This window comes from Streptomyces sp. NPDC051064, from assembly GCF_044455985.1.
Taxonomy (GTDB): domain Bacteria; phylum Actinomycetota; class Actinomycetes; order Streptomycetales; family Streptomycetaceae; genus Streptomyces.
This window is the reverse complement of the sequence record NZ_JBITFK010000003.1, coordinates 672,726-693,213: the sequence shown is the minus strand read 5'-3', so window position 1 is coordinate 693,213 and position 20,488 is coordinate 672,726. Positions and strand designations below refer to the sequence as shown.

The 20,488-nt window shown below is 72.6% G+C and carries 18 protein-coding genes and 2 pseudogenes; 6 read left to right on the top strand and 14 right to left on the bottom strand.

From position 1 onward, the window contains the following. Positions 1-42: 42 nt before the first annotated feature. On the top strand, positions 43-1,431 hold the full coding sequence (locus ACIBCU_RS14855; RefSeq protein WP_362935762.1) for an 8-oxoguanine deaminase: 1,389 nt from the start codon (positions 43-45) through the stop codon (positions 1,429-1,431). A 228-nt stretch (positions 1,432-1,659) separates the two neighbouring features. Next, a complete protein-coding gene (locus ACIBCU_RS14850) occupies positions 1,660-3,144 on the top strand; it encodes a nucleobase:cation symporter-2 family protein (protein ID WP_399231650.1) in 1,485 nt (494 codons plus the stop codon). A 67-nt stretch (positions 3,145-3,211) separates the two neighbouring features. Here the strand turns inward: ACIBCU_RS14850 and ACIBCU_RS14845 are convergent, their stop codons facing one another. Together ACIBCU_RS14845 and ACIBCU_RS14840 are read right to left on the bottom strand one after the other, a co-directional pair. Then, a complete protein-coding gene (locus tag ACIBCU_RS14845; protein WP_362935756.1) occupies positions 3,212-4,078 on the bottom strand; it encodes a chitosanase in 867 nt (288 codons plus the stop codon). A gap of 105 nt (positions 4,079-4,183) precedes the next feature. After that, positions 4,184-4,987, bottom strand: coding sequence for a chitosanase (locus ACIBCU_RS14840; RefSeq protein WP_399231647.1), 804 nt, complete (start codon positions 4,985-4,987; stop codon positions 4,184-4,186). A 64-nt stretch (positions 4,988-5,051) separates the two neighbouring features. Here ACIBCU_RS14840 and ACIBCU_RS14835 point away from each other — a divergent pair, with 64 nt between their 5' ends. Next, the gene (locus ACIBCU_RS14835; protein WP_399231645.1) at positions 5,052-5,735 is read left to right on the top strand and encodes an alpha/beta fold hydrolase; all 684 of its coding nucleotides are present in this window, start codon (positions 5,052-5,054) and stop codon (positions 5,733-5,735) included. Between the two features lie 69 nt (positions 5,736-5,804). Here the strand turns inward: ACIBCU_RS14835 and ACIBCU_RS14830 are convergent, their stop codons facing one another. Beyond that, entirely contained in the window at positions 5,805-6,413 is a 609-nt protein-coding gene (locus tag ACIBCU_RS14830) for a TIGR03086 family metal-binding protein (RefSeq protein WP_362935749.1), read from the bottom strand. Between the two features lie 117 nt (positions 6,414-6,530). On the opposite strand from ACIBCU_RS14830, the gene ACIBCU_RS14825 reads away from it, so the two are divergent. Then, on the top strand, positions 6,531-7,523 hold the full coding sequence (locus ACIBCU_RS14825) for a fibronectin type III domain-containing protein (protein ID WP_399231642.1): 993 nt from the start codon (positions 6,531-6,533) through the stop codon (positions 7,521-7,523). Positions 7,524-7,538: 15 nt separating this feature from the next. On the opposite strand, the gene ACIBCU_RS14820 is transcribed toward ACIBCU_RS14825, so the two are convergent. The 7 genes and pseudogenes from ACIBCU_RS14820 to ACIBCU_RS14790 form a co-directional block, all read right to left on the bottom strand. Beyond that, positions 7,539-8,144 carry a GPP34 family phosphoprotein gene (locus ACIBCU_RS14820; protein ID WP_399231640.1) on the bottom strand — a complete coding sequence of 202 codons (606 nt, stop codon included), beginning with the start codon at positions 8,142-8,144 and terminating at the stop codon, positions 7,539-7,541. A gap of 264 nt (positions 8,145-8,408) precedes the next feature. After that, positions 8,409-9,071 (bottom strand): lysophospholipid acyltransferase family protein, encoded by a 663-nt coding sequence (locus ACIBCU_RS14815; protein WP_399231638.1) that lies wholly within the window; start codon positions 9,069-9,071, stop codon positions 8,409-8,411. Positions 9,072-9,205: 134 nt separating this feature from the next. Then, on the bottom strand, positions 9,206-10,378 hold the full coding sequence (locus tag ACIBCU_RS14810) for a VWA-like domain-containing protein (RefSeq protein WP_399231636.1): 1,173 nt from the start codon (positions 10,376-10,378) through the stop codon (positions 9,206-9,208). Continuing rightward, positions 10,371-11,570 carry an AAA family ATPase gene (locus ACIBCU_RS14805; RefSeq protein ID WP_362935735.1) on the bottom strand — a complete coding sequence of 400 codons (1,200 nt, stop codon included), beginning with the start codon at positions 11,568-11,570 and terminating at the stop codon, positions 10,371-10,373. Before ACIBCU_RS14805 ends, ACIBCU_RS14810 begins: the two co-directional genes overlap by 8 nt. Beyond that, entirely contained in the window at positions 11,567-13,309 is a 1,743-nt protein-coding gene (locus ACIBCU_RS14800) for an ankyrin repeat domain-containing protein (RefSeq protein ID WP_399231634.1), read from the bottom strand. The genes ACIBCU_RS14805 and ACIBCU_RS14800 overlap by 4 nt, the downstream gene beginning before the upstream one ends. Continuing rightward, positions 13,306-14,442 (bottom strand): gala protein, encoded by a 1,137-nt coding sequence (locus ACIBCU_RS14795; protein ID WP_399231632.1) that lies wholly within the window; start codon positions 14,440-14,442, stop codon positions 13,306-13,308. Before ACIBCU_RS14795 ends, ACIBCU_RS14800 begins: the two co-directional genes overlap by 4 nt. Before the next feature lie 94 nt (positions 14,443-14,536). Continuing rightward, positions 14,537-14,612, bottom strand: a pseudogene (locus ACIBCU_RS14790). A gap of 60 nt (positions 14,613-14,672) precedes the next feature. On the opposite strand from ACIBCU_RS14790, the pseudogene ACIBCU_RS14785 reads away from it, so the two are divergent. Continuing rightward, a pseudogene (locus ACIBCU_RS14785) lies at positions 14,673-15,516 on the top strand (FAD-dependent oxidoreductase); the annotation flags it as partial. A gap of 31 nt (positions 15,517-15,547) precedes the next feature. Here ACIBCU_RS14785 and aceB read toward each other — a convergent pair. Both aceB and ACIBCU_RS14775 read right to left on the bottom strand, forming a co-directional pair. Beyond that, complete coding sequence (gene aceB / locus ACIBCU_RS14780; RefSeq protein ID WP_399231630.1) at positions 15,548-17,167, bottom strand: malate synthase A; 1,620 nt, start codon at positions 17,165-17,167, stop codon at positions 15,548-15,550. A gap of 255 nt (positions 17,168-17,422) precedes the next feature. After that, entirely contained in the window at positions 17,423-18,028 is a 606-nt protein-coding gene (locus ACIBCU_RS14775; RefSeq protein ID WP_399231628.1) for an NTP transferase domain-containing protein, read from the bottom strand. A gap of 191 nt (positions 18,029-18,219) precedes the next feature. Between ACIBCU_RS14775 and ACIBCU_RS14770 the strand changes: the two genes are divergently transcribed. Then, complete coding sequence (locus tag ACIBCU_RS14770) at positions 18,220-18,540, top strand: DUF5955 family protein (RefSeq protein ID WP_399231626.1); 321 nt, start codon at positions 18,220-18,222, stop codon at positions 18,538-18,540. Between the two features lie 38 nt (positions 18,541-18,578). On the opposite strand, the gene ACIBCU_RS14765 is transcribed toward ACIBCU_RS14770, so the two are convergent. Beyond that, positions 18,579-19,211 carry a response regulator transcription factor gene (locus ACIBCU_RS14765; RefSeq protein WP_362935717.1) on the bottom strand — a complete coding sequence of 211 codons (633 nt, stop codon included), beginning with the start codon at positions 19,209-19,211 and terminating at the stop codon, positions 18,579-18,581. Continuing rightward, positions 19,208-20,434 (bottom strand): sensor histidine kinase, encoded by a 1,227-nt coding sequence (locus ACIBCU_RS14760; RefSeq protein WP_399231624.1) that lies wholly within the window; start codon positions 20,432-20,434, stop codon positions 19,208-19,210. The genes ACIBCU_RS14765 and ACIBCU_RS14760 overlap by 4 nt, the downstream gene beginning before the upstream one ends. Positions 20,435-20,488: the final 54 nt, after the last annotated feature.

Here is a 20,488-nt window from a genome sequence, read left to right as displayed (position 1 = left end):
CCTGCCGTGCCCACACATCCCCGGAAAGAAGAAGGAAGCGCCATGGCAGCATCGGCAGACCCGCAGCGCATCGTCATCGAGAACTGTTCCATCGCCACGGTCGACGCCCACGACACCGAATACGCGTCCGGGCACGTCGTCGTGGCGGGCAACCGCATCGAGTCCGTCGGCGCGGGCAAGGCCCCTGAGGGCCTCGCGGACGTCGTACGGCGCGTCGACGGCACCGGCCACCTGGTCACGCCGGGCCTGGTCAACACCCACCACCACTTCTACCAGTGGATCACCCGGGGCCTGGCGACCGACCACAACCTCTTCGACTGGCTGGTCGCGCTGTACCCGACGTGGGCGCGCATCGACGAGCCGATGGCCCGCGCGGCCGCCCAGGGTTCGCTCGCGATGATGGCCCGCGGCGGGGTGACCACCGCGATGGACCACCACTACGTCTACCCCCGTGGCTCCGGCGACCTGTCCGGCGCGATCATCGGCGCCGCCCGTGACATGGGCGTACGCTTCACGCTCGCCCGCGGCTCCATGGACCGCAGCGAGAAGGACGGCGGACTGCCACCGGACTTCGCCGTGGAGACCCTCGACGGAGCGCTCGCCGCCACCGAGGCCACCATCGACGAACACCACGACACCTCGTTCGGCGCGATGACGCAGATCGCTGTCGCCCCCTGCTCGCCCTTCTCCGTCTCCACCGAACTGATGCGCCAGGGAGCCGAGTTGGCCCGCCGTCGCGGCGTGCGCCTGCACACGCACGGTTCGGAGACCGTCGAGGAGGAGCAGTTCTGCAAGGAGCTGTTCGGGATGGGGCCGACGGACTACTTCGAGTCGACCGGCTGGCTCGGTGACGACGTGTGGATGGCGCACTGCGTCCACATGAACGACTCCGACATCGCCGCCTTCGCCCGCACCGGCACCGGCGTCGCGCACTGCCCGTCCTCCAACGCCCGCCTCGCGGCCGGCATCGCACGCGTCCCCGACATGCTCGCCGCCGGTGTCCCGGTCGGGCTCGGCGTCGACGGCACCGCGTCCAACGAGTCCGGCGAACTCCACACCGAACTGCGCAACGCCCTCCTCATCAACCGCCTCGGCGCCCACCGTGAGAAGGCCCTCGACGCGCGCCAGGCCCTGCGCCTCGGCACGTACGGCGGCGCGCAGGTCCTCGGCCGGGCCCAGGAGATCGGCTCGCTGGAACCGGGGAAGCTCGCCGACCTCGTGCTCTGGAAGCTGGACACCCTGGCCCACGCCTCCATCGCGGACCCCGTGACCGCCCTGGTCTTCGGCGCCGCGGCCCCCGTCACCCTCTCCCTCGTCAACGGCAGGACCGTCGTCGAGGACAGTCGCCTCACCACCGTGGACGAGGACGCCATCGCCCGCGCGACCCGTGACGAGGCCAGGCGCCTCGCACAGATCGCCGCCGGGGCCTGATGCTCCGCACCCCCTGACAGGCCGGCCGAGGGGGACGGCCCTCGGCCGGCCGCCGTGGACCCATCAGGTTCACGGCAGCCTGTGCGGGTGCGCGTACGTCCCGTACGCGCACCCGCACAGGTGAGCTCCAAGCTGCCCGCACCAGCTGCACGACCTGCACCAACGCACCGCTCAGCATCACCTCCCTGACACCCACGTCGCCCGACGTGCACCCGACCGGAGGAAGCCGTGGCAGCTAAGCCCAGGTTTCGCAAGAACGCAGTCGAAGCAGAAGCAGTCCGAACAGACACAACCGAAGCAGACGCACTCGCCGTCGGCGCAGGAGAAGGAGGATTGGACCGGAAGCACCCGGTCGACGAGACGCTCCCGCCCCTCAGGATGTTCACCAGCGGCCTGCAGCACGTCGCCGCGATGTACGCGGGTGTGGTGGCCCCGCCCATGATCGTGGGGCCCGCCGTGGGTCTCAGCGCCAAGGAGACCGCCTTCCTGATGGGGGCGAGCCTCTTCACCGCGGGGATAGCCACCCTGCTCCAGACCCTCGGCTTCTGGCGAATAGGCGCCAAACTGCCGTTCGTCAACGGCGTCTCCTTCGCCGGGGTCACCCCGATGATCGCGATCGGCAAGGACCGCGGGCACGACGGCATCGCCGTCATCTTCGGCGCGATCATCGTCGCCGGCCTCCTCGGCTTCGTCCTCGCCCCGTACTTCTGCAAACTGGTGCGGTTCTTCCCGCCCGTCGTCACCGGCACCGTCATCACGCTGATCGGCGTCTCACTGCTCCCGGTCGCCTTCAACTGGTCGCAGGGCGGCAACGCGACCGCCGACGACTACGGCTCGATGACGAACATCACGATGGCCGCCGTCACCCTCGTGATCGTGCTGGCCCTGCGCAAGCTGCTGCGGGGCTTCCTCCAGCAGATCGCCATCCTGCTCGGCCTGGTCATCGGCACCCTGATCGCGATCCCCGCCGGCATCACCGACTTCGGGGCACTGGGCGACGCCGACGTGGTCGGTTTCCCGACGCCGTTCCACTTCGGCGCACCGCAGTTCGAGATCGCCGCGATCATCTCGATGTGCATCGTGATGCTGGTCTGTATGACCGAGTCGACCGCCGACATGCTGGCCCTCGGCAAGATCGTCGGCCGTCCGGCGGACGAGCGGACCATCGAGGGCGGACTGCGCGCCGACACCCTGGGCAGCGCCGTCAGCCCGCTCTTCAACGGCTTCATGTGCAGTGCGTTCGCCCAGAACATCGGGCTGGTCGCCATGACCAAGGTCCGCAGCCGGTTCGTCGTCGCCGCGGGCGGAGTCATCCTGGTGCTGCTCGGGCTGGTACCCGTGGCCGCGTCCGTCATCGCCCTCGTGCCGCTCCCGGTCCTCGGCGGCGCCGGCATCGTGCTCTTCGGGTCGGTCGCGGCGAGCGGTATCCAGACGCTGGCCACCGCTGCCCTGGAGAAGGGCGAGAACGCCCTGATCGTCGCGGCGGCCGTGGGCGTCGGCCTCATCCCGATCGCCGCGCCGGACTTCTACCACGCCTTCCCCGAGGACCTGCTCGTCGTCCTGGACTCGGGCATCTCCACCGGCTGCGTGGTGGCGATCGTGCTGAACCTGGCCTTCAACCACTGGGGCCGGACGCCGGACGCGGAACCGGGGACGGAGGCCGCGGACAGCGAACAGCCGAAGGATCCGATGGCCCTGCCCGTCGCCCACTGACACACCGGTGCGCGTACGGGAACCCCTCACGGGGGAGAGCCCGTACGCGCACCGGGTGCGGCCGGTGTCAGCCGATGTGGAAGCTGTCGCCGTAGACCTGCCAGTCCAGCGGCGGATCGAGATCCAGATTGCCGTTCCGCAGGAACACCCGCTGGGCCGTGTCCACCCGGCTGGTGTCCGAGTGGGCCTCCTCCTGCTTCATCGCCCAGACCCGGGCGTCCAGGAACGCGTCGAGGTAGGCCACCTCGTCGCCGCCCTGCGACGGCGGGCTCGCCTGGGCCAGCGCCCTCTCCCTGATCGAGCCGAAGCTCGTGCTGTCGCTGCCGCCGCCGTGCATCACGATGGCGTCGTAGTAAGCGAACTGGCCGAGCGTGCCGAGCCCGTCGGCCTTGCCCTGGCGCACCGCCGGATCGAAGTAGACCCGGTCACGCTCGTCGTTCTGCGCCTGCTGGAAGGCGGGGTCCGACGCGGCCTCGGCCCAGTGGCCGGTGAAGCCGGGGTCCAGCCCCTCGTGCGAATCCGTGCCGTCCACCGCCCGCAGGGCGGGCAGGTACGCGGCCAGCACGTTGCCCGGCTTCCGCTCGGTGTACAGCTCCACCAGGTCGAGCATGTCCCCGGTGCCGGAGCAGAATCCGATGACGCCGGCGGTGTAGCCGCGGCCGTCGCCGATGTCCTCGATGTAGCCGTACTGGGCCTCCCAGTCCAGCGTGGAGTTCTCCGCGCTGGACACCAGTCGCATCGCGATGTCCTTCTTCGCGGGGTCGTCGAGTCCGGTCGCGGCTGCCTCCAGGTGTGCGGCCGGCGGCGTGGGGGCGCCGGCGTGAGCGGTGGCCGGCATCGCCGTGAAGGTCAGCCCGAGGGCCAGCACGGCGAGTCCGGCGGTGCGGATGAATCGGGTGGTGCGACGTGAGGTGCTGTTGTGGGGGTGATGCACCGGTCCTCCCAGGGGAGTTCGTCGTTCCGATGTTCTGTTAGGAAGCTTTCCTATCAGGTCTCGGAGTGCCCGGTAACCCCTTGGCACCCGGTTGCCGGAGGCTGGTCAGCCGCCGTCGATGCGGAAGCTCTCCCCGTAGACCTTCCACGCCAGCGGGGTCTCCAGCTGGAGCTTCCCCTCGCGTACGAAGACACGTTGGGCGGTCTCCACCCGGCTGGTGTCGCTGTGCGAGGGCTCCTTGCGGATCGCGGCCACCCGGGCGTTCAGGAAGGCGTGGAGATACGCCTCCTCGTCGCCGCCCTCGGAGGGCGGATCGTTCTCGGCGAGGGCCTGGGTGCGTATCGTCCGGAAGCCGACCGTGCCGTCGGTGTCGGCGTACCCGTGCATCACGTAGGCGTCGTAGTAGATGAACTGCCCCAGGGCGCTGAGCCCGTCGGCCTCGGCGCGCTTCACCGCCGGGTCGAAGTACGAGCTGTCACGCTCCGCGTCCTGTGCCGACCGGAAGGCCGGGTCCGCCGCGGCCTCCGCCCAGGCCTCGGTGAAGGCGCTGCCGAGCCCCTCGTGCGAGTCGGTGCCGTTCACCGCGCGCAGTGCCGGCAGGAAGTCCCGGAGCGTGTTTCCCGGACGCTTCGCCGTGTAGCGCTCGACGACCTTCAGCAGATCGCCCGTACCGGAGCAGAATCCGATGATGCCCGCGGTGTAGCCGCGGCCGTCGCCGATGTCCTCGATGTAGCCGTACTGGGCCTTCCAGTCCAGCGTGGAGTTCTCTGCGCTGGACACGAGCCGCATCGCGATGTCCTTCTTCGCCGGGTCGTCGAGCCCCTTCTCGGGGGAGCCGGAGCCGGATCCGGAGCAGCCGGTCAGGACGAGGGCCGCGACGGCGGCGAGGGCGAGACGTCTGTGCTTCACGCACCAAGCGTGCCAGGCCGGGGGGCGGCGCCGGCGGGGGCGGGGCGCCTGTAGCGTTCGGGATATGGAAGATCAGTCTGTTGTGGACGTCGGCGAAGTACGGCTGGCGTATCGGACCTGGGGCGACCCCTTCGGGTCGCCCGTCGTCCTCTTGCACGGCCTCGGCGGCTCGTCCCTGAGCTGGGAGGCCGTCGGCACCCTGCTCGGCGAGGAATGGCGGGTGTACGCCATCGATCTGCGCGGCCACGGCGAGAGCGACTGGCCCGACGAGTACGGCCTCGAGCAGATGCGGGACGACGTCCTGGAGTTCCTCGACGCCTGCGAGCTCGACCGGGTCGGCCTCGTCGGCCACTCCATGGGCGGCGTGGTCGCCTATCTGCTCGCCGAGGAGCACGCGGACCGGGTGGAGCGCCTGGTGCTGGTCGAGACCCCGCCGCCGTTCCCGGGACAGCTGATGGCCGACAACCACCCCACGGGCCCGGTGGACTACGACGAGAACGCCGTGCCGGCCGTCCGGGCCCAGGTGGCCGAGCCGGACCCCCGTTGGGAGCAGGAGCTGGGGCAGATCGTCGCCCCGACGCTGATGATCGCCGGCGGCCCGGAGAGCAGCATGCCGCAGGGGAGGCTGGCCGACATGGCCTCGCTCATCCCCGACTGCCGGCTGCTCACCCTGGGCGGCGGCCACGATGTGCACAAGAAGCACGCGGACCAGGTGGCCCAGCAGATCACCGAGTTCTTCACCAGCTGAGCCGCCCCGGCCGCCTCCTGACCGCCGGCCCCGTGCACGACGCCACCGCCGGCCCCGGGCACGACGCCGTCAGTCGCCGGGCTGCCAGTCGGGCCGGCGCCCGCTCAGCGCGATCACGCGGTCGGCCAGCGGCGCGTCGGCCGGGACGGAGACCGGCGGGCCGAAGATCGCGTCAGGGCCGGACCTGTCGTCGTCCCCGGGTGCCAGCATCGCCTCCGATGAGCGCAGGCTCGCCTCGTCCGCCCGGAACTCCTGCCCCGTCGCCCTGGCCAGGTCCCAGCCGTGCACGACCAGCTCGTTACGCGCGACCATCCCGGCGACCTGCCCGGGAAGATCAACCCCGCCCGCCTGGGTCATGCCCTCCAGGGCGGCCGGGGACCGCCAGGCCGCGACCAGCTCGTCCAGCAGGGGCGGCAGCTCCGTGCGCCAGTCGGCGGGCAGGACCGGCAGGGCGGAAGTCGGGGGAGTGCCGGTCGTGGGGCCGAGCTTCTTGTGAGCCGCGTCGCGGAAGGCGACGGTCAGGCCCAGCAGGTGCCCGATCAGCTCCCGTACCGCGTAGTCGGGGCAGGGGGTCGGGCCGTCCAGCTGCCGGTCGTCGACTGCGCGGATCAGTTCCTGGACCTGCCGCGCCGCCGGTCCGAGATCGATGCCGGGCGCGGTCGCATTGTTCGTTTCCATGCTCTTCAGACCGTTTCCGCGCCCGGAACTCATCGGGGACATCGCGGAACGTTCCGGTCCGCCCTCTTGTCGGCGGTCCCGCCCGCATGGCATATAGGTCTGGACCATTGCTGTCGGATGGAAGGCATCACCGTGCAACGCCCCCACGCACGCACCGCGTTGGCCTGTTCCGCCACGCTGCTCCTCGCCGGTCTCACCGCCTGCGGCGGACCCGCGGAAGCGGACACCAAGAACCCGACAGCCCCCAGGGGAGTGACAGCACAGGCCGGCAGTGCCTCCTCCGCGCACGTCATGTGGGAGCCGTCCTCCGACAACGAGGGGATCACCGGCTACGACGTCTACCGTGAGGGGAGGAAGGCCGCCTCGGTGGACGCGACGAAGCTGATGACCGACATCGACGGTCTGGCCGCGTCCACGGCCTACACCTTCACCGTCAGGGCCCGCGACGCCGCCGGAAACCACTCCGCCCCGAGCGCCGCGGCCGCCGTCACCACCCCCGCCGCCGCGCCCGCCGACGAGGAAGCGCCGACCGGACCGACGAAGCTGCGGGGCAAGGCGGACAGCGGCCGGACGGTCACCCTGTCCTGGGGCGGCTCCACGGACGACGTGGGCGTCACCTCGTACGACATCTACCAGGAGGATTCCAGGATCCACAGCGTCCCGGGCACGCGGACCTCGGCCCGGCTCAAGGGCCTGCGCCCCGGCACCGTCTACACCTTCACCGTCCGCGCCCGCGACGCCGCCGACCGTTCCTCGCCGGACAGCAACGCGCTCGACCTCACCACCCGGTCCGCGCCGGGCGCCCCCGCGAGCACGGCACCCACCGGACTGCGGACGACGACGACGGCGCAGGGCGAGGAGTACCTCGTCGACCTCTCCTGGGACCAGCCGGACACCGGAGGCACGATTCCCGCGTACCAGCTCTTCCTGAACGGAAAGCTGACCACCACGATCGTCTGGGGCGGCACACCGCCCAAGGGCAGGGCGACGTACCGGCTCACCCTGACCGACCCGCCCGGTACCCGGTACTCGCTCAAGCTCCGGCCCAAGCTCCCCGACGGGACGTGGGGCGACTTCTCGGCCCAGCGCACGGTGGTGCTGCGCGGCTGACCGGCGGCCGGTCGCTCAGGGGCCGCGCCAGAGGTTGGCGAAGGCCGTGTTCTCGATGGTCCGCCTCTGGCGTACGGCCTCCAGCTCCATCACCGCGTCGTGGACGGCGGCCACCACGGTCGTCACCGCCTCGTCGTCGAGGCCGGGCTCGTCGTCGGACCGGCCGCCGTCGATGCCCACGGCCGAGGCGAGGGCGGCCAGCACGGGTTCCCCCGCATCCCGGCGGTCGGCCGCCCGACGGCGGCCGGGCGTATCGGCCGGTTCGACACGTTCCGACCCGAAGGGCGACCGGCCGCTCCGCTTCCGCGTCAGCTCGCCGTCGTTCTCCAGACCGGCCTGGTACGTGGCCGAGAGGTCCTGGCCCCGGCGCCACAGCCAGTCGTCGATCCGCTCGTAGGGCGGTTGCCGGGTGAGCCCTGCCGCGGCGTCGCCGAGGAGCGCGTCGTCCGGCGTCCGCGGCTCACCCGGCACGATGCGGTCACCGTCCACGGTGACCGCCCCCGCACCGATGAGATCGATCAGCTCGGCGCCCGCGAGTGCGAGCGACAGGTCGCCCTGCCCCACGGCGTGCTCCGGCCGCGGGTCCATGGTGATGATGAACAGGTCCTTCGCCGTGGTCATGAACGGCTCCTCTCGGAGGCATCGACAGAAGTGCGTCCCCACCTGCCCCGTCCGGAGCCGGCGCGCGGCGAGGCGACCGTCCCGATCAGTATCGCCCCCGAGCGGGCCGGCACGCTAAGGTACCGGACCCCGGCGGCGGTGCCGGAGCCCGCGGAGGAGGCGGTCGGCAGGCGAGGTGCGCGGGCTTCCCGGCGTGTGGTCACCCGGGGCCATGTCTTCAAGGACTACGTGGACATCCCCTCCGGCGGGTGAGCCGGCGACTCCTCAGGCGGCGAGCGCCGCGGGCTCTCCGAGCCGTGCGGCAGCCGTCCGCCAGGCGGCCGTCACCGCGGTGCGGGCCTGTTCGGTCCGGGCGGCACCATCCGCCGTCAACTCGAGTGGCGCTCCCACGTGTACGTGCAGTTCCGGGCGGCGCAGCGGGGCCGTGAACAGGCCCGCGAGCTGCTTGGCCGTGCTCCCCGAGGTGACCCGGCGTGCGCCGGCCTGGCCCACCGGCACCACCGGGGCCCCGCTGCGCCGGACCAGCCGGGACAGGCCGCTGCGGAAGGCTTCGGGTGCCGCTTCCGCGGCGTCCGTCCGGTGCGGGAGACCGCCCTCGGCGTAGATCAGGACCAGGCGCCCGCGCCCGAGCGCCTCGACGGCTCCGTCCAGGGCGTCCGCCGCGCGCCGGTCGCCCCGGTGGACCGGGATGTGCCCTTCGAGGGCGAGCACACGGCCGAGCAGCGGGACGCGCCACAGTCCGGCGGCCGCCATGACGACCGGACGGACCCCGAGGCGGTGCAGCGCGGCGAGCACGACGGCGGGGTCGGCGAGCGACGTGTGGTTGGCGACGATGATGCTGCCGGGGGCGAGTTCGGCGCCCGCGTCGGTGGTGATCGAAAGGCGGCCGACGGTGGGCACCAGGACGTCGGCGAGGCGGCTGAGCATGTCCGGTCTCCTGAGCTCGACGATGTTGATGCCCATCGTCGGCCGTGGGGGCGCCACGAGCCTGAGTAGCCGCACTCATCTTCCGCGGCCCGGTGCTCAGGAGCGGACCACGGCCCGCTGTCGTCCACCGGGGCTCAGCCCGTGACGCGCACCGTCTCGACCCACGGGGGAGCGGCCGGGGCGGACGGGCCGATGAGGGCGGCGACGAGCCGGCACGCCGGGGGCTCGTCCGGCCACGGCGTATGACCGTCCGTCAGAATCACGATCACGTCCGGGCGTTCGGGCCCCCCAAGCGCCGCCGCGATCCCGGCCCGCATGTCGGTTCCACCGCCGCCGCCCAGCGTGACCTGTTCGGCGGACGTCACCCGGGAGACGGCCTGGACATCGGCGTCGCAGGCCAGGACCGTCACCCGGTTTCCCCGGATCCCCACCTCGCGCAGCACACCGGTGACCTCGGCGAGCGCGGCGGCGATCTCCGCCTCGCCCATCGACCCCGAGGTGTCGATCACGACCGCGACCCTGGGCAGCGGCCGCCGCAGGCTGGGCAGCACGACGCCGCGCAGCGCCGCGCTCCGGCGGGACGGCCGGCGGTAGGTGTAGTCGAGCGCCCCGGCGGCCCAGGCGGCCGCTTCCCGTACGGCGCCCGTGAGCACCTGCCGCCAGTCGACCGTGGGCTCGAGGAGCTCGTCCGCCCAGCGCTGCCAGCCACCGGGCAGGGCGCCCCTGGCACGTACATGGGCGCGCATGGCCTCCGCCGTCGCGCGCCTCAGCGCCTCCGCCTCGACCGGGCCGACTCCCCTCGCCTCCGTACGCCCGCCCGACTCCCAGGGGGACGGCTGCCCATGGGCTCCCGACCCGCAGTCGTGGATGACGGGGGAGGGCGGCAGGGCCGGCAGATACGCCTCGAAGAGCTGCCCCTGCGGAAGGCCGAAGAGACGCGGCTCCAGCCGCCCAGCGGGCAGGGGCAGTCCGTCGGCGATCAGGTCGTCGTTGATCTCGCAGTCCTGCGCGATGTTCACCCGGTGCCGGTCACGCTGCTCCGCCGCGGGCAGCAGCTCCGCCCGCCCGTGGTGGTCGCGCAGCAGGTGCGCCACCTCGTGCACCCACACCGCCGCGAGCTCGGCCACCGGGGTCCGCTCGACGAAGCGGGGCGAGACGTAGCAGCGCCAGTGCCGGTCCACGCCCATGGTCGGCACCTCGTCGCTCGGCACCACGGTCAGGGCGTACAGCGCCGACGCGAGGTACGGACGGTCCGCCGCTGCCCGGTAACGCGCCGCGAGCAGCTTCGTGGTGTCCAGGTCAACCACCGTGCGGCAGGGCGCCGGACTGCCGAAGCAGGTCCAGGAAGCCGTCGATGCCGGGCGGTACCGGCCAGTCGAGGCTGCGCATCCCCGCCAGGTCGACCGCGGCCCGGGCGGCCACGTCGGGCACACCCGCGTCCACGGCCTTCGCCAGCACGGCCCACCCCGCCTCCCAGCGCTCTCGGGTGAGATCACCCTGGACCGCGGCGACGACCGCGATCAGGAAGGCGAGCTGCCGGTCCCCGCGCCCGGGCAGCGCGAACGCGTCAGGATCGGCGAGTACGCGGTCGGGATCGGGCAGGTCCAGGTGCTCCAGGTAGGACAGCAACTCGATGCCGGCACCGTCCCCGACCGCACCGGTGAGCACGGCCGCGACAGCCTCCCGCCCCGCACCCGCCGCGTAGCCCGTGGCCAGCAGCCGCAGAGCCATGTCCCAGGTCCTCGGGGACGGCCAGGCCCGGCCCCGGCTCTCCGCGTCGGCCGGAATGTGGTGGACCAGGCCCGGCCGCGCCGTCAGGAAGCCGGAGACCGCACCCCGGGCCCGTGCCACCGCGCCCGGCACCCTGGCCGGATCGACGACCGGCACGCTCAGGTCGGGCCATGTCCCCGCCATGCCGCGGGCGACGGTGCGCGGGTCGTGCGTCCACCGCAGATGGACGAAACGGTTGGCGAGCGGCGGGCTGAGATGCCAGCCGTCCGCCGCGCTCGACGGAGGGTTGGCCGCCGCCACGACACGTACGGCGTCCGGCAACCGCAGGCTGCCCACCCGCCGTTCGAGCACGACCCGCAGGAGTGCGGCCTGCACCGCGGGAGGCGCCGACGACAACTCGTCGAAGAACAACAGGCCCTGGCCGGTACGGGTGAGCCGGACCGCCCAGTCGGGTGGCGCCATCGGTACACCCGTCACCGCCGGATCGTCCCCCACGACCGGCAGCCCGGCGAAGTCCGACGGCTCGTGGACGCTCGCGATGACCGTCTCCAGCTCCAGGCCGAGACCGGCGGCGAGCTGCTCCATCCCGGCGGACTTGCCGATTCCGGGCTCGCCCCACAGGAGCACCGGCTGATTGGCCGTCACAGCCAGTGCCAGCGCCTCCAGTTGCGGACTCCCGGAGGGCTCGGTGCGGGTGGTGCGCAGCCGCCGGTTGAGCTCGTCGGCCGCGTCCAGCGGTCCGGGGGCGGGCCGGGTGGTGGCGGTCACCGTTCCTCGTCCTCTTCGGCGTTCTCGATCCACTTGTCGTACCCCGCCGACCCGATGCCCGGGTGCTCCGCGACCACCCGCTCCCGGAGGAAGCCGAGCTCCCCGCGCTTGTACCTGCGGATCATCTGGGCCAGCGAGAGCTCCGTCGCGTCGGTCACGTCGATCCGGGCACCGGCGTCGAGCAGCGCCCGCACCAGCGCGGTGGAGCCCCTCTCGCTCACCGCGACGGCCAACGGGGTGCGCTCGATGTGGTCATGGGCCTCCAGATCGAGTCCTGCCGCCAGCAGCCGGGGCAACAACGTCTCGTGATCGAGCAGAGGCAGGACATGCAGCAGGCTCCGCCGTCTGCCGTCCTTCACCCGGAGGTCCACGCCCGCGGCCAGCATCTCGAGAACTCCTGGGGTGTCCCCGTGCTGGGCCCGCTGGAACAGCTCCTGGCGCTGTTCCCGCAGCCCCTTCGGGAGCCGCCCCGTTCCCGACGTGACGGAGTGCTCCGCCGCGAAACAGCCGGCTACGGCACCGCCGAACGCCCGCATTGCACTCTCGCGTCGTCGCTCCTCCTCGGTGTGCGGGGACCGGAGCGCACCGTCCCGGAAGGCGACTTCGTGCCACTCACCGCGGCACCTCACCCGCACGGGACGCGGCGCGGAAGGGCCCGGCGGGCCGAACGGCCCTTCGAGGGAGGGGAACAGAGCACGCGCGACCAGCGGATGCAGCCACCCCGGCGGTATGGCGCCGATCCGCAGCAGGTCGAGGTCGGGGAGACGGCGCCAGGCCGCCTCCGGGAGGGAGGGGGGCTCCGCGGCCGGCCTCCTCGACTCGACGACGCGGGCCCGGAGCCGTCCGCCGCCGCTGTGATCCGTGAGGTCCAGCAGGACGTGCCCCCGATAGAAGTTCGCGACCAGGAAGCGCTCCCTGCCGCTCACGGCCGTCGCGCGCCGCACAGCCGACTCCAGCCGGGGGATGTCGATGGCCGTCCGGCGGACGATCTCCTCGGCGTCCACGCGCCGCCACGATCGCTCGGACGGCGGCAGCGAAGGATCCCAGTCGACACCCGCGGCGGCGAACGCCTCGGAGACCTTGCCCTCCTGATGAAGCAGAGTCACCCGTTCCGCCCGGGCCGCCGCGTCGTCACCGGGAGCGGCGAGTTCCTCGGGGGTGAGCGGCGTGCCGTCGTCGTGGAAGAAGGGAATCCGGCCGCCACCGCCACCGACCGCCGCCCGAAGCCCGTCCGTGTGCCGCGCGTCCCACAGGTGGCGGACCGACCGCCAGTCCTCGATACGCACGGCGAACACACCTGGAGAGGTCTCGCCGGGCACGGCACCGAAGCGCAGTGCGAGCCGCTGCGGGCCGTCGGCCATCGGAGGCGTACGCAGATGGAGATACGGCGCCATGGGCAGTCCGGCCCCGTAACCCGCCAGGACGACCGTGCGGTCGGTGTCGATCGTCGAGCGGCCCCCGAGGACCCGGGGCAGATGCCAGCGCACCAGGTCGGGCACGAGGTGGCGCAGGTCCGACACGAGGGACGCGGCCACGACGCTCCCGTACGTGGCGGCCGCCTCGGCCGGGTCGAAGGCCACGTCGACCCCCGCCACCGCGAGAGCACCCCGCCAGTCACCGGCCAGCCGCCGTTCCGTGGCCTGCTCGATCAGCCGGCGGGGCACCGCGTACCGACGGATCCGCCGCAGGCCGGCCACGTCCTCCGTGGAGATGAACCGCTTCTCGGGACCACGCCTCACCGGTAGACGCTCCGTATCGCACGGAGATCCGCGTGGGCGCCGGCATCCGGACGCAGCCGCGCGGTGAAGGACCGCTTCACCTTGCGGGGGAGTCCGGGGCCGAGACCCACGTACTCCAGCCGGGAGTCCGCGCCGACAGCGCCCAGCAGTTCCTTCGCACCGCGGCCGGTCAGTCCCGTGTGGGCCAGTTCGAGGCGTCGCAGCGGGCTGCCGGGCAGGGCGGCGGCCAGCGCGTGGGCCCCCGCGTCGCCGGTCGCGTTGCCGGTCGCCCCGAGGCTGCGCTGCGACAACGGGCGCCCCAGGTCGAGCGCCTCGATCCCGCCGAGCGCGTCGGCCAGAGCGGACGCCCCGGCAGGCCCGATCCCGTTGCCGCCGAGCCCGAGCCGGACCGGGCGCGCCGGGTCGGCCGCGGCGGCGAGCTGGGCGGCTCCCGCGTCACCGAGGTGGTTGGCCGGCAGGTACAGCTCCCGCACGCCCGCCTCACGGATCAGCGCGGCAAGGAGCGGCGCGGACTCCGCACCGAGCCCGTTGCCGCCGAGGAACAGCCTCTCCAGGGGCTGTTCCCGGGTCCGGAGCACGTCGAGCAGGACCTCCAGCGCGGCAGCCGTGATCCCGCTGTTGACCAGGTCCAGGGTGCGCAGCACGGTGTTGCGGGCCAGCATCGGCGCGAGCGTCCGTACCCCCGCGTCACCCAGCGGATTGCGCTTCAGCCAGAGAGCCCGGACGGTGCTGTCCGGGCCGAGCGCCCCGGCGAGCGCGGCGGCGCCCTCGGCCCCGATGCGATTGCAGCCGAGATAGACCGTCCGCAGCCCGTGCCCGTCCAGCCGCAGTGCGTCCGCGACCGAGCGCGCGCCCTCGTCCCCGAGGGAATTGGTGCCGAGGAGGACATGCGCGGCGTGCGGCGACCGCGCGAGCGCGGGCATCACCCTGGCCGCACCGGAGGCCCCGAGCCCTTGCTTGCAGAGATCGACACGCCCGTCGCCGCGCAGGGTCCCCAGCGGGAACACCTCGTCCGCCCCGACAGGCGGCTCCGCGGCGAGCCGCGTCACCAGCGGATCCAGCAGCGCCGTGTCGGCGAGCGGGATGTCAGGGTGTTCGATCGCCGGGCAGCGCACGGGCATCGGCTGCGACATCACAACTCTCCAGTCCCTTGCCGGCTCACCCGGCCGGAGCGGACACCGCGTCCCCCGCCGCCCGGCATGCCGACGCCATCCCTCCAAGAACAGGTGGCAAGACCGGCCGGATTCGAACCGGCGTCCTCCAGCTTGATGCGTGGGCGCGACGACCTCTGCGCTACAGCCTTGCCGTGCGTGATCATAACGGCGCCCGGTTCGGTGTCGCACGCCAGTACGCGGTTCCCCCGATGCGGGTCCTCGAGCCGGACGGGACGGTCCTGTCCGACCAGGCCGACGACGGCACGGGGGCACGCCCCGAGGTGCTGCGCGGTGAGCTGCGGCAGATCCTGCTCGAATCGCTCCCGGCCGGCACCGTCCGGTGGGGGCACAAGCCGGTCTTCGAGGCCTACCTGTTTCGATGCCGAGACCCGGCACCCCGCTGCCGCGAAAGCGGTCGGCAGCGGGTCGATGATCGTGCTCACACCGGGCAGGGAGAACTTCGCCCACCGGGAGAAGGGCGACACGCTGCACGCCTACGTGGGGCTGACCGAGCCGCAGGACTGGTTCGCCGCCGTCGATTCCACCGATTCCGAAGCGGCCACCGCACGGATCGCCCAGGAGTTCGAGGGATGGGCGCCGGAGCTCACCGCGCCGGTCACCGACGGCGACACCGCGCAGGTCCTGCGCACCCTTCACGCCCTGCCGACCGGCCACCGGTGGGGCCGTGTGCCGGGAGTGACGCTGCTCGGCGACGCCGCCCACCTCTCGGTCCCGAACGGCGAAGGCGCCGACCTGGCCATGCTCGACGGCGCCGAACTCGGCAAGGCCATCGCCGCACACCCCGATGACATCGAGGCCGCGCTCACCGCATACGAACAGGCCATGTTCCCGCGCAGCGCCGCGGCCGCCGTCTTCGAAGGTGCCGAAGCCCACGGAGCCGACTCGGACATCACCACGGCCCATGACCTGACGCCGCGTTCACCAGGCAGGAGGAGCCGCAGTAGGGCATTGCCCCGGCGTGTTCGCCGTCGTGCGGGCTTCGGGGCGCCGGCGGACTCCCCGCATGCCGGAAGCGCCGCACCCGTGCGGTGAATCGCGGGGTGCGGCGCTTCGCGGTGTGCGGTCAGCCCAGCTGCTCGTACGCCGGCAGCGTCAGGAAGTCCGCGTAGTCCTGGTCCAGCGAGACCTGGAGCAGCAGGTCGTGGGCCTGCTGCCACTTGCCGGACTCGAAGGTCTCGTCGCCGATCTCCGCGCGGATCGCGTCGAGCTCCTCGGCGGCGACCTTGCGGGCCAGGTCCGCGGTGGCGTGTTCGCCGTTCTCGAAGACCACGTCCGCGTTGATCCACTGCCAGATCTGCGAGCGCGAGATCTCGGCGGTGGCCGCGTCCTCCATCAGGTTGAAGATGGCGACCGCGCCCATGCCCCGCAGCCACGCCTCGATGTAGCGGATGCCGACCGCGACCGCGTTGCGCAGGCCGTCGTACGAGGGCTTCGCGTCCAGCGTGTCGATGGCGATCAGGTCGCCCGCCGCCACCGTGACGTCCTCGCGCAGCCGGTCCTTCTGGTTCGGCTTGGCGCCCAGGACCGCGTCGAAGGACTCCATCGCGATCGGGACCAGGTCCGGGTGCGCCACCCAGGAGCCGTCGAAGCCGTCGTTCGCCTCGCGGTCCTTGTCGGCCTTGACCTTCTCGAAGGCCACCTTGTTGACCTCGGCGTCACGCCTCGACGGGATGAAGGCCGCCATGCCGCCGATGGCGTGCGCGCCGCGCTTGTGGCAGGTGCGGACCAGGAGTTCGGTGTACGCCCGCATGAACGGGGCGGTCATCGTGACCAGGTTGCGGTCCGGCAGGACGAACTTCGAGCCGCCGTCGCGGAAGTTCTTGACGATGGAGAAGAGGTAGTCCCAGCGGCCCGCGTTCAGCCCGGAGGCGTGGTCGCGGAGCTCGTAGAGGATCTCCTCCATCTCGTACGCGGCGGTGATCGTCTCGATCAGGACGGTCGCGCGGACCGTTCCCTGCGGGATGCCGACGTAGTCCTGGGCGAAGACGAAGATGTCGTTCCAGAGGCGTGCCTCCAGGTGCGACTCCGTCTTCGGCAGGTAGAAGTACGGGCCCTTGCCGAGGTCGATCAGGCGCTGCGCGTTGTGGAAGAAGTAGAGACCGAAGTCGACCAGCGCGCCGGGCACCGGGGTGCCGTCGAGCTGGAGGTGGCGCTCGTTCAGGTGCCAGCCGCGGGGGCGCGTGACGACGGTCGCGAGCTCCTCGGCGGGCTTGAGGGCGTACGACTTGCCGGAGTTCGGGTCGGTGAAGTCGATGTTCCGGGTGTACGCGTCGATCAGGTTGAGCTGGCCGGTGATCACGTTCTCCCACGTGGGGGCGGACGCGTCCTCGAAGTCGGCGAGCCAGACCTTGGCGCCCGAGTTCAGGGCGTTGATGGTCATCTTGCGGTCGGTCGGACCGGTGATCTCCACCCGGCGGTCGTCCAGCGCGGCCGGGGCCGGGGCGACCTTCCAGGTGTCGTCCACGCGGACCGCTTCCGTCTCCGGCAGGAAGTCCAGTGTGGAGGTGCGGGCGATCTCGGCGCGGCGCTCGCCTCGGCGGGCGAGCAGCTCGTCACGCCGGGGCGTGAACCGCCGGTGGAGCTCGGCCACGAACGCGAGGGCCGCATCGGTCAGGACCTCTTCCTGCCTCGGCAGGGGCTCGGCGTCGACGATGGCCAGCGGGGACGGCGCTGGTGCGGACATGAGCTGTCACTCCTTCAGCGGGTGGTGCGGCGGCATCCCACGGCCGCCGGGTCGCCCGGGACGGCACGGGGTGCCAGGGGTCCGAGATACGGCCATGGGTACCGCCGAGGAACCGGAAGCGGAACCATGGGCTTCTGATCAGTGGATATTAGTTTCCTCATGGTGGAAGTTCAATGGTTTGTTGATGTCGAGATTCTCCGGGTCGACAGACGTGCCGCTCCGGTGGCGCGGCGTGCCAGGTCCGGTACGGTCCGTTCACTCCAGGCGCGTCAGGTCCTCCGCCGTGTCGATGTCGTACGCCTGAGCCACATCGGAACACTCGACGAGCGTGATCGCATCGCGATGCGCCCGCAGGTACGCCCGCGCCCCCTGATCGCCGACCGCGGCCGCGGAGATGTCCGGCCACCGGTCGGCCCCGAACAGCACGGGATGGCCGCGCTCCCCGTCGTACGCGGCAGCCGCCAGCGACGCCCGGGAGCGGTACGCCGAGCGCACGCGCGCCACCGCCTCCGCCCCGATGCCCGGCTGGTCGACCAGGAGCACGAGGGCCGCGTCCACGTCCGAACCGGCGAGGGCGCCCAGCCCCGCCCTGAGCGAGGAGCCCATCCCCTCCTCCCACGACGGGTTCACCGTCACCTCGCACGCCGAGAGGTCCGCCAGAGCCTGCACCTCCTCGGCCGCTGCACCCAGGACGACTCGGACGGGTCCGCACCCGCCGTTGCGCAGGGACCGCACCGCGTGCTCGACCAGGGGGCGGCCGCGGTGTTCCAGCAGGGCTTTCGGCCGGCCGCCGAGGCGACGGCCGCCACCGGCGGCGAGCAGCACTCCGGCGATTACGGGGATCGGTTGTGTGAGAGCCATGTGCCCTGGATACCACTGCGCCATGCGTACCGGCGGAGTGGCTGTCACACCCCGGAGGTACCCTGATTCCTTGTCCGCACAGTGGCGCCCGCCACCTCCGGTGGCGTTAACTTGCGGACGGCCCCAGGCACTTGACCGCCGCCCGGGGCCAGGTCGACACACCGGCACAATGACGTGCGAGGGGGAGTGCTTTGTTGCGAAGCGTGGGGCAGGAGCGGTTGACCGGGAGCGGCGAGGACCCGAGGGTGACGGAGCTGCGTACGGCCGTATCCCGGCTCCGCCGCGAACTCGCCGGGCATCCCGCCGAGTTCCCGGACCGGGGTATGGCCGAGGACGAGCTGGCCGCGCTGGACGCCATGGCGGTCAGCGGGAGGCCCGAGATACCCAGGCTGCGCCGTTCGCTGCTGCTGGTCGCGGGGGCGATCGGTTCGGTCAGCGCCCTGGCCCCGGGCCTCCGGGACGTACGGGTCGCCGTGGAGCTCTTCGGGGAGCCGCCGCGCCGCCACCTGTGACGTGAGCGGGGCCCGCGACGTCAGGGGCGCCCGCGACGTCAGCGGCGGATCAGCCGCCGCGCCGTCGCCGCGGCCACGGCCGAGGTGCGTGAGTCGACGCCGAGCTTCGCGTAGATGTGCACCAGATGGGACTTCACCGTCGCCTGGCTCAGGAAGAGCCTCTTGCTGATCTGCTGGTTCGACAGGCCCTCGCCGACCAGCTGGAGCACCTCCAGCTCACGCCTGGTGAGGGCCTGAGCCGGTGTCCGCATGCGGTCCATCAGCCGGTGGGCGACCGCCGGGGCCAGCGCCGAGCGGCCGGCCGCCGCCGTACGCACGGCGGCTGCCAGCTCCTCCGGCGGGGCGTCCTTCAGCAGATAGCCGCCGGCGCCCGCCTCGACGGCGGCCAGGATGTCGGCGTCCGAGTCGTACGTCGTGAGGATCAGTACCCGGGGCGCGTCCGGGGCGGCGGTGATCGCCGCGGTGGCCTCCGCCCCGTGCATGCCCGAGCCGAACTGCAGGTCCATCAGGACCACGTCGCAGACGCCGGTCGCGGCCAGGGCGACGGCGCGTTCGGCGGTGGAGGCCTCGGCGACCACCTGGAAGTCCGGCTCGGTGTCCAGGACCGCGCGCAGCCCCGCGCGGACCACCGGATGGTCGTCGGCGAGCAGCAGCCTGACCGGGCCGGTCACGCCGCCCTGCCTTCCGTGGTTCCGATGTACTCCGCCGCCGGCCCGTCGGCCGACGGGAGCGGCAGTGTGACCGCGACGGCCGTCCCCTGGCCGGAACCCGACTCCACGCTCAGCGTCCCGCCCAGCGAACGGGCCCGTGCGCGCATCGCGGGCAGGCCGAAGCCGCCGCCGCTGCTCGTCACCGGCTCGGCAGCCGTGTCGAAGCCCCGGCCGTCGTCCACCACGTCCAGGGCCACCGAAGTCTCCATGAAACTGAGGGTGATCTCCGCCCGTCGCGCGCCCGAGTGCCGCACGGTGTTGGCCAGCGCCGACTGCGCGGTCCGCAACAGCGCCACCTCGTACGGGGTGGGCAGCTCGGCCGGCCTGCCGCTGACCGCGAACTGCACCGTGAGACCAGGTGCAGAGGTACGGGACGAGAGGCGGGACAGGGCCGCCGCCAGGGAACCCCGCTGCAGGTCCGGCGGGGTCAGGGCCCGGACGAAGCGGCGGGCCTCGGCCAGATTGTCCTGGGCGGCCTCGCGGGCCCGCCGGACGTGCGTGGTCGCGGGGGAGTCCCCGGGGAGCGAACGCTCGGCGGCCCGCAGCAGGAGCTGGATGCTCGACAGGCCCTGGGCGAGGGTGTCGTGGATCTCCCGGGCCAGTCGCTCCCGCTCGGCCAGGGTGCCCGCGGCGCGCTCCGCGGCGGCGAGCTCCGCCCGGGTGGAGACGAGCTCGTCGATGAGCTCGCGGCGCCGCTCGCTCTCGCGGAACAGGGCGTCGTAGCCGAACACGGTCGCGACGGCCACCGCCGCGCCCAGCAGCGGGCCGATGAAGGAGCCGGGCGTGACCTCCTGCCCGTGCAGCACGAAACTGGCGATCGCCGCCGCGGCCGTCACCGCGACGGCGGGCAGGCCCCACCGCGCCGGCAGCAGATGCAGCTGGAGGAAGTAGAGCGGGAAGGCGACCCACAGCGCGTCGGACGACAGGACGAGCAACGCCAGCCACACGGCGCCCAGCGCGGTGAGCCAGACGGCGGCGGCGCGGGTGTGCGGCCGGACGACAGGGGCGAGCGCGCCCGCCCCGTACAGCGCGGCCATCACACCCGCCAGCACGACGACGGCCGTGTCGTGCCGGGCGCCGTCGCCGGTCGCGCGGAGCGCGGCGAGCAGCAGCAGCCCCACCAGCAGCGCGTGCAGACAGAGCCGCAGCGCGGTGGTGACGGAGGTGGGTGCTCGCGAATCCATGACCGTTCCAGCGTAGACGCGCCGGGCGCCGGGCCGGTCAATCGAAAGGTTGAT

Coding starts and splice junctions, on each gene's coding strand:
- ACIBCU_RS14830 (WP_362935749.1), bottom strand. CDS start 6,413: ATGGAAACGAACAATGCGACCGCGCCCGGCATCGATCTCGGACCGGCG.
- ACIBCU_RS14820 (WP_399231640.1), bottom strand. CDS start 8,144: ATGACCACGGCGAAGGACCTGTTCATCATCACCATGGACCCGCGGCCG.
- ACIBCU_RS14775 (WP_399231628.1), bottom strand. CDS start 18,028: ATGGCTCTCACACAACCGATCCCCGTAATCGCCGGAGTGCTGCTCGCC.
- ACIBCU_RS14825 (WP_399231642.1), top strand. CDS start 6,531: ATGGAAGGCATCACCGTGCAACGCCCCCACGCACGCACCGCGTTGGCC.
- aceB (WP_399231630.1), bottom strand. CDS start 17,167: ATGTCCGCACCAGCGCCGTCCCCGCTGGCCATCGTCGACGCCGAGCCC.
- ACIBCU_RS14760 (WP_399231624.1), bottom strand. CDS start 20,434: ATGGATTCGCGAGCACCCACCTCCGTCACCACCGCGCTGCGGCTCTGT.
- ACIBCU_RS14815 (WP_399231638.1), bottom strand. CDS start 9,071: ATGCTCAGCCGCCTCGCCGACGTCCTGGTGCCCACCGTCGGCCGCCTT.
- ACIBCU_RS14855 (WP_362935762.1), top strand. CDS start 43: ATGGCAGCATCGGCAGACCCGCAGCGCATCGTCATCGAGAACTGTTCC.
- ACIBCU_RS14835 (WP_399231645.1), top strand. CDS start 5,052: ATGGAAGATCAGTCTGTTGTGGACGTCGGCGAAGTACGGCTGGCGTAT.
- ACIBCU_RS14795 (WP_399231632.1), bottom strand. CDS start 14,442: ATGTCGCAGCCGATGCCCGTGCGCTGCCCGGCGATCGAACACCCTGAC.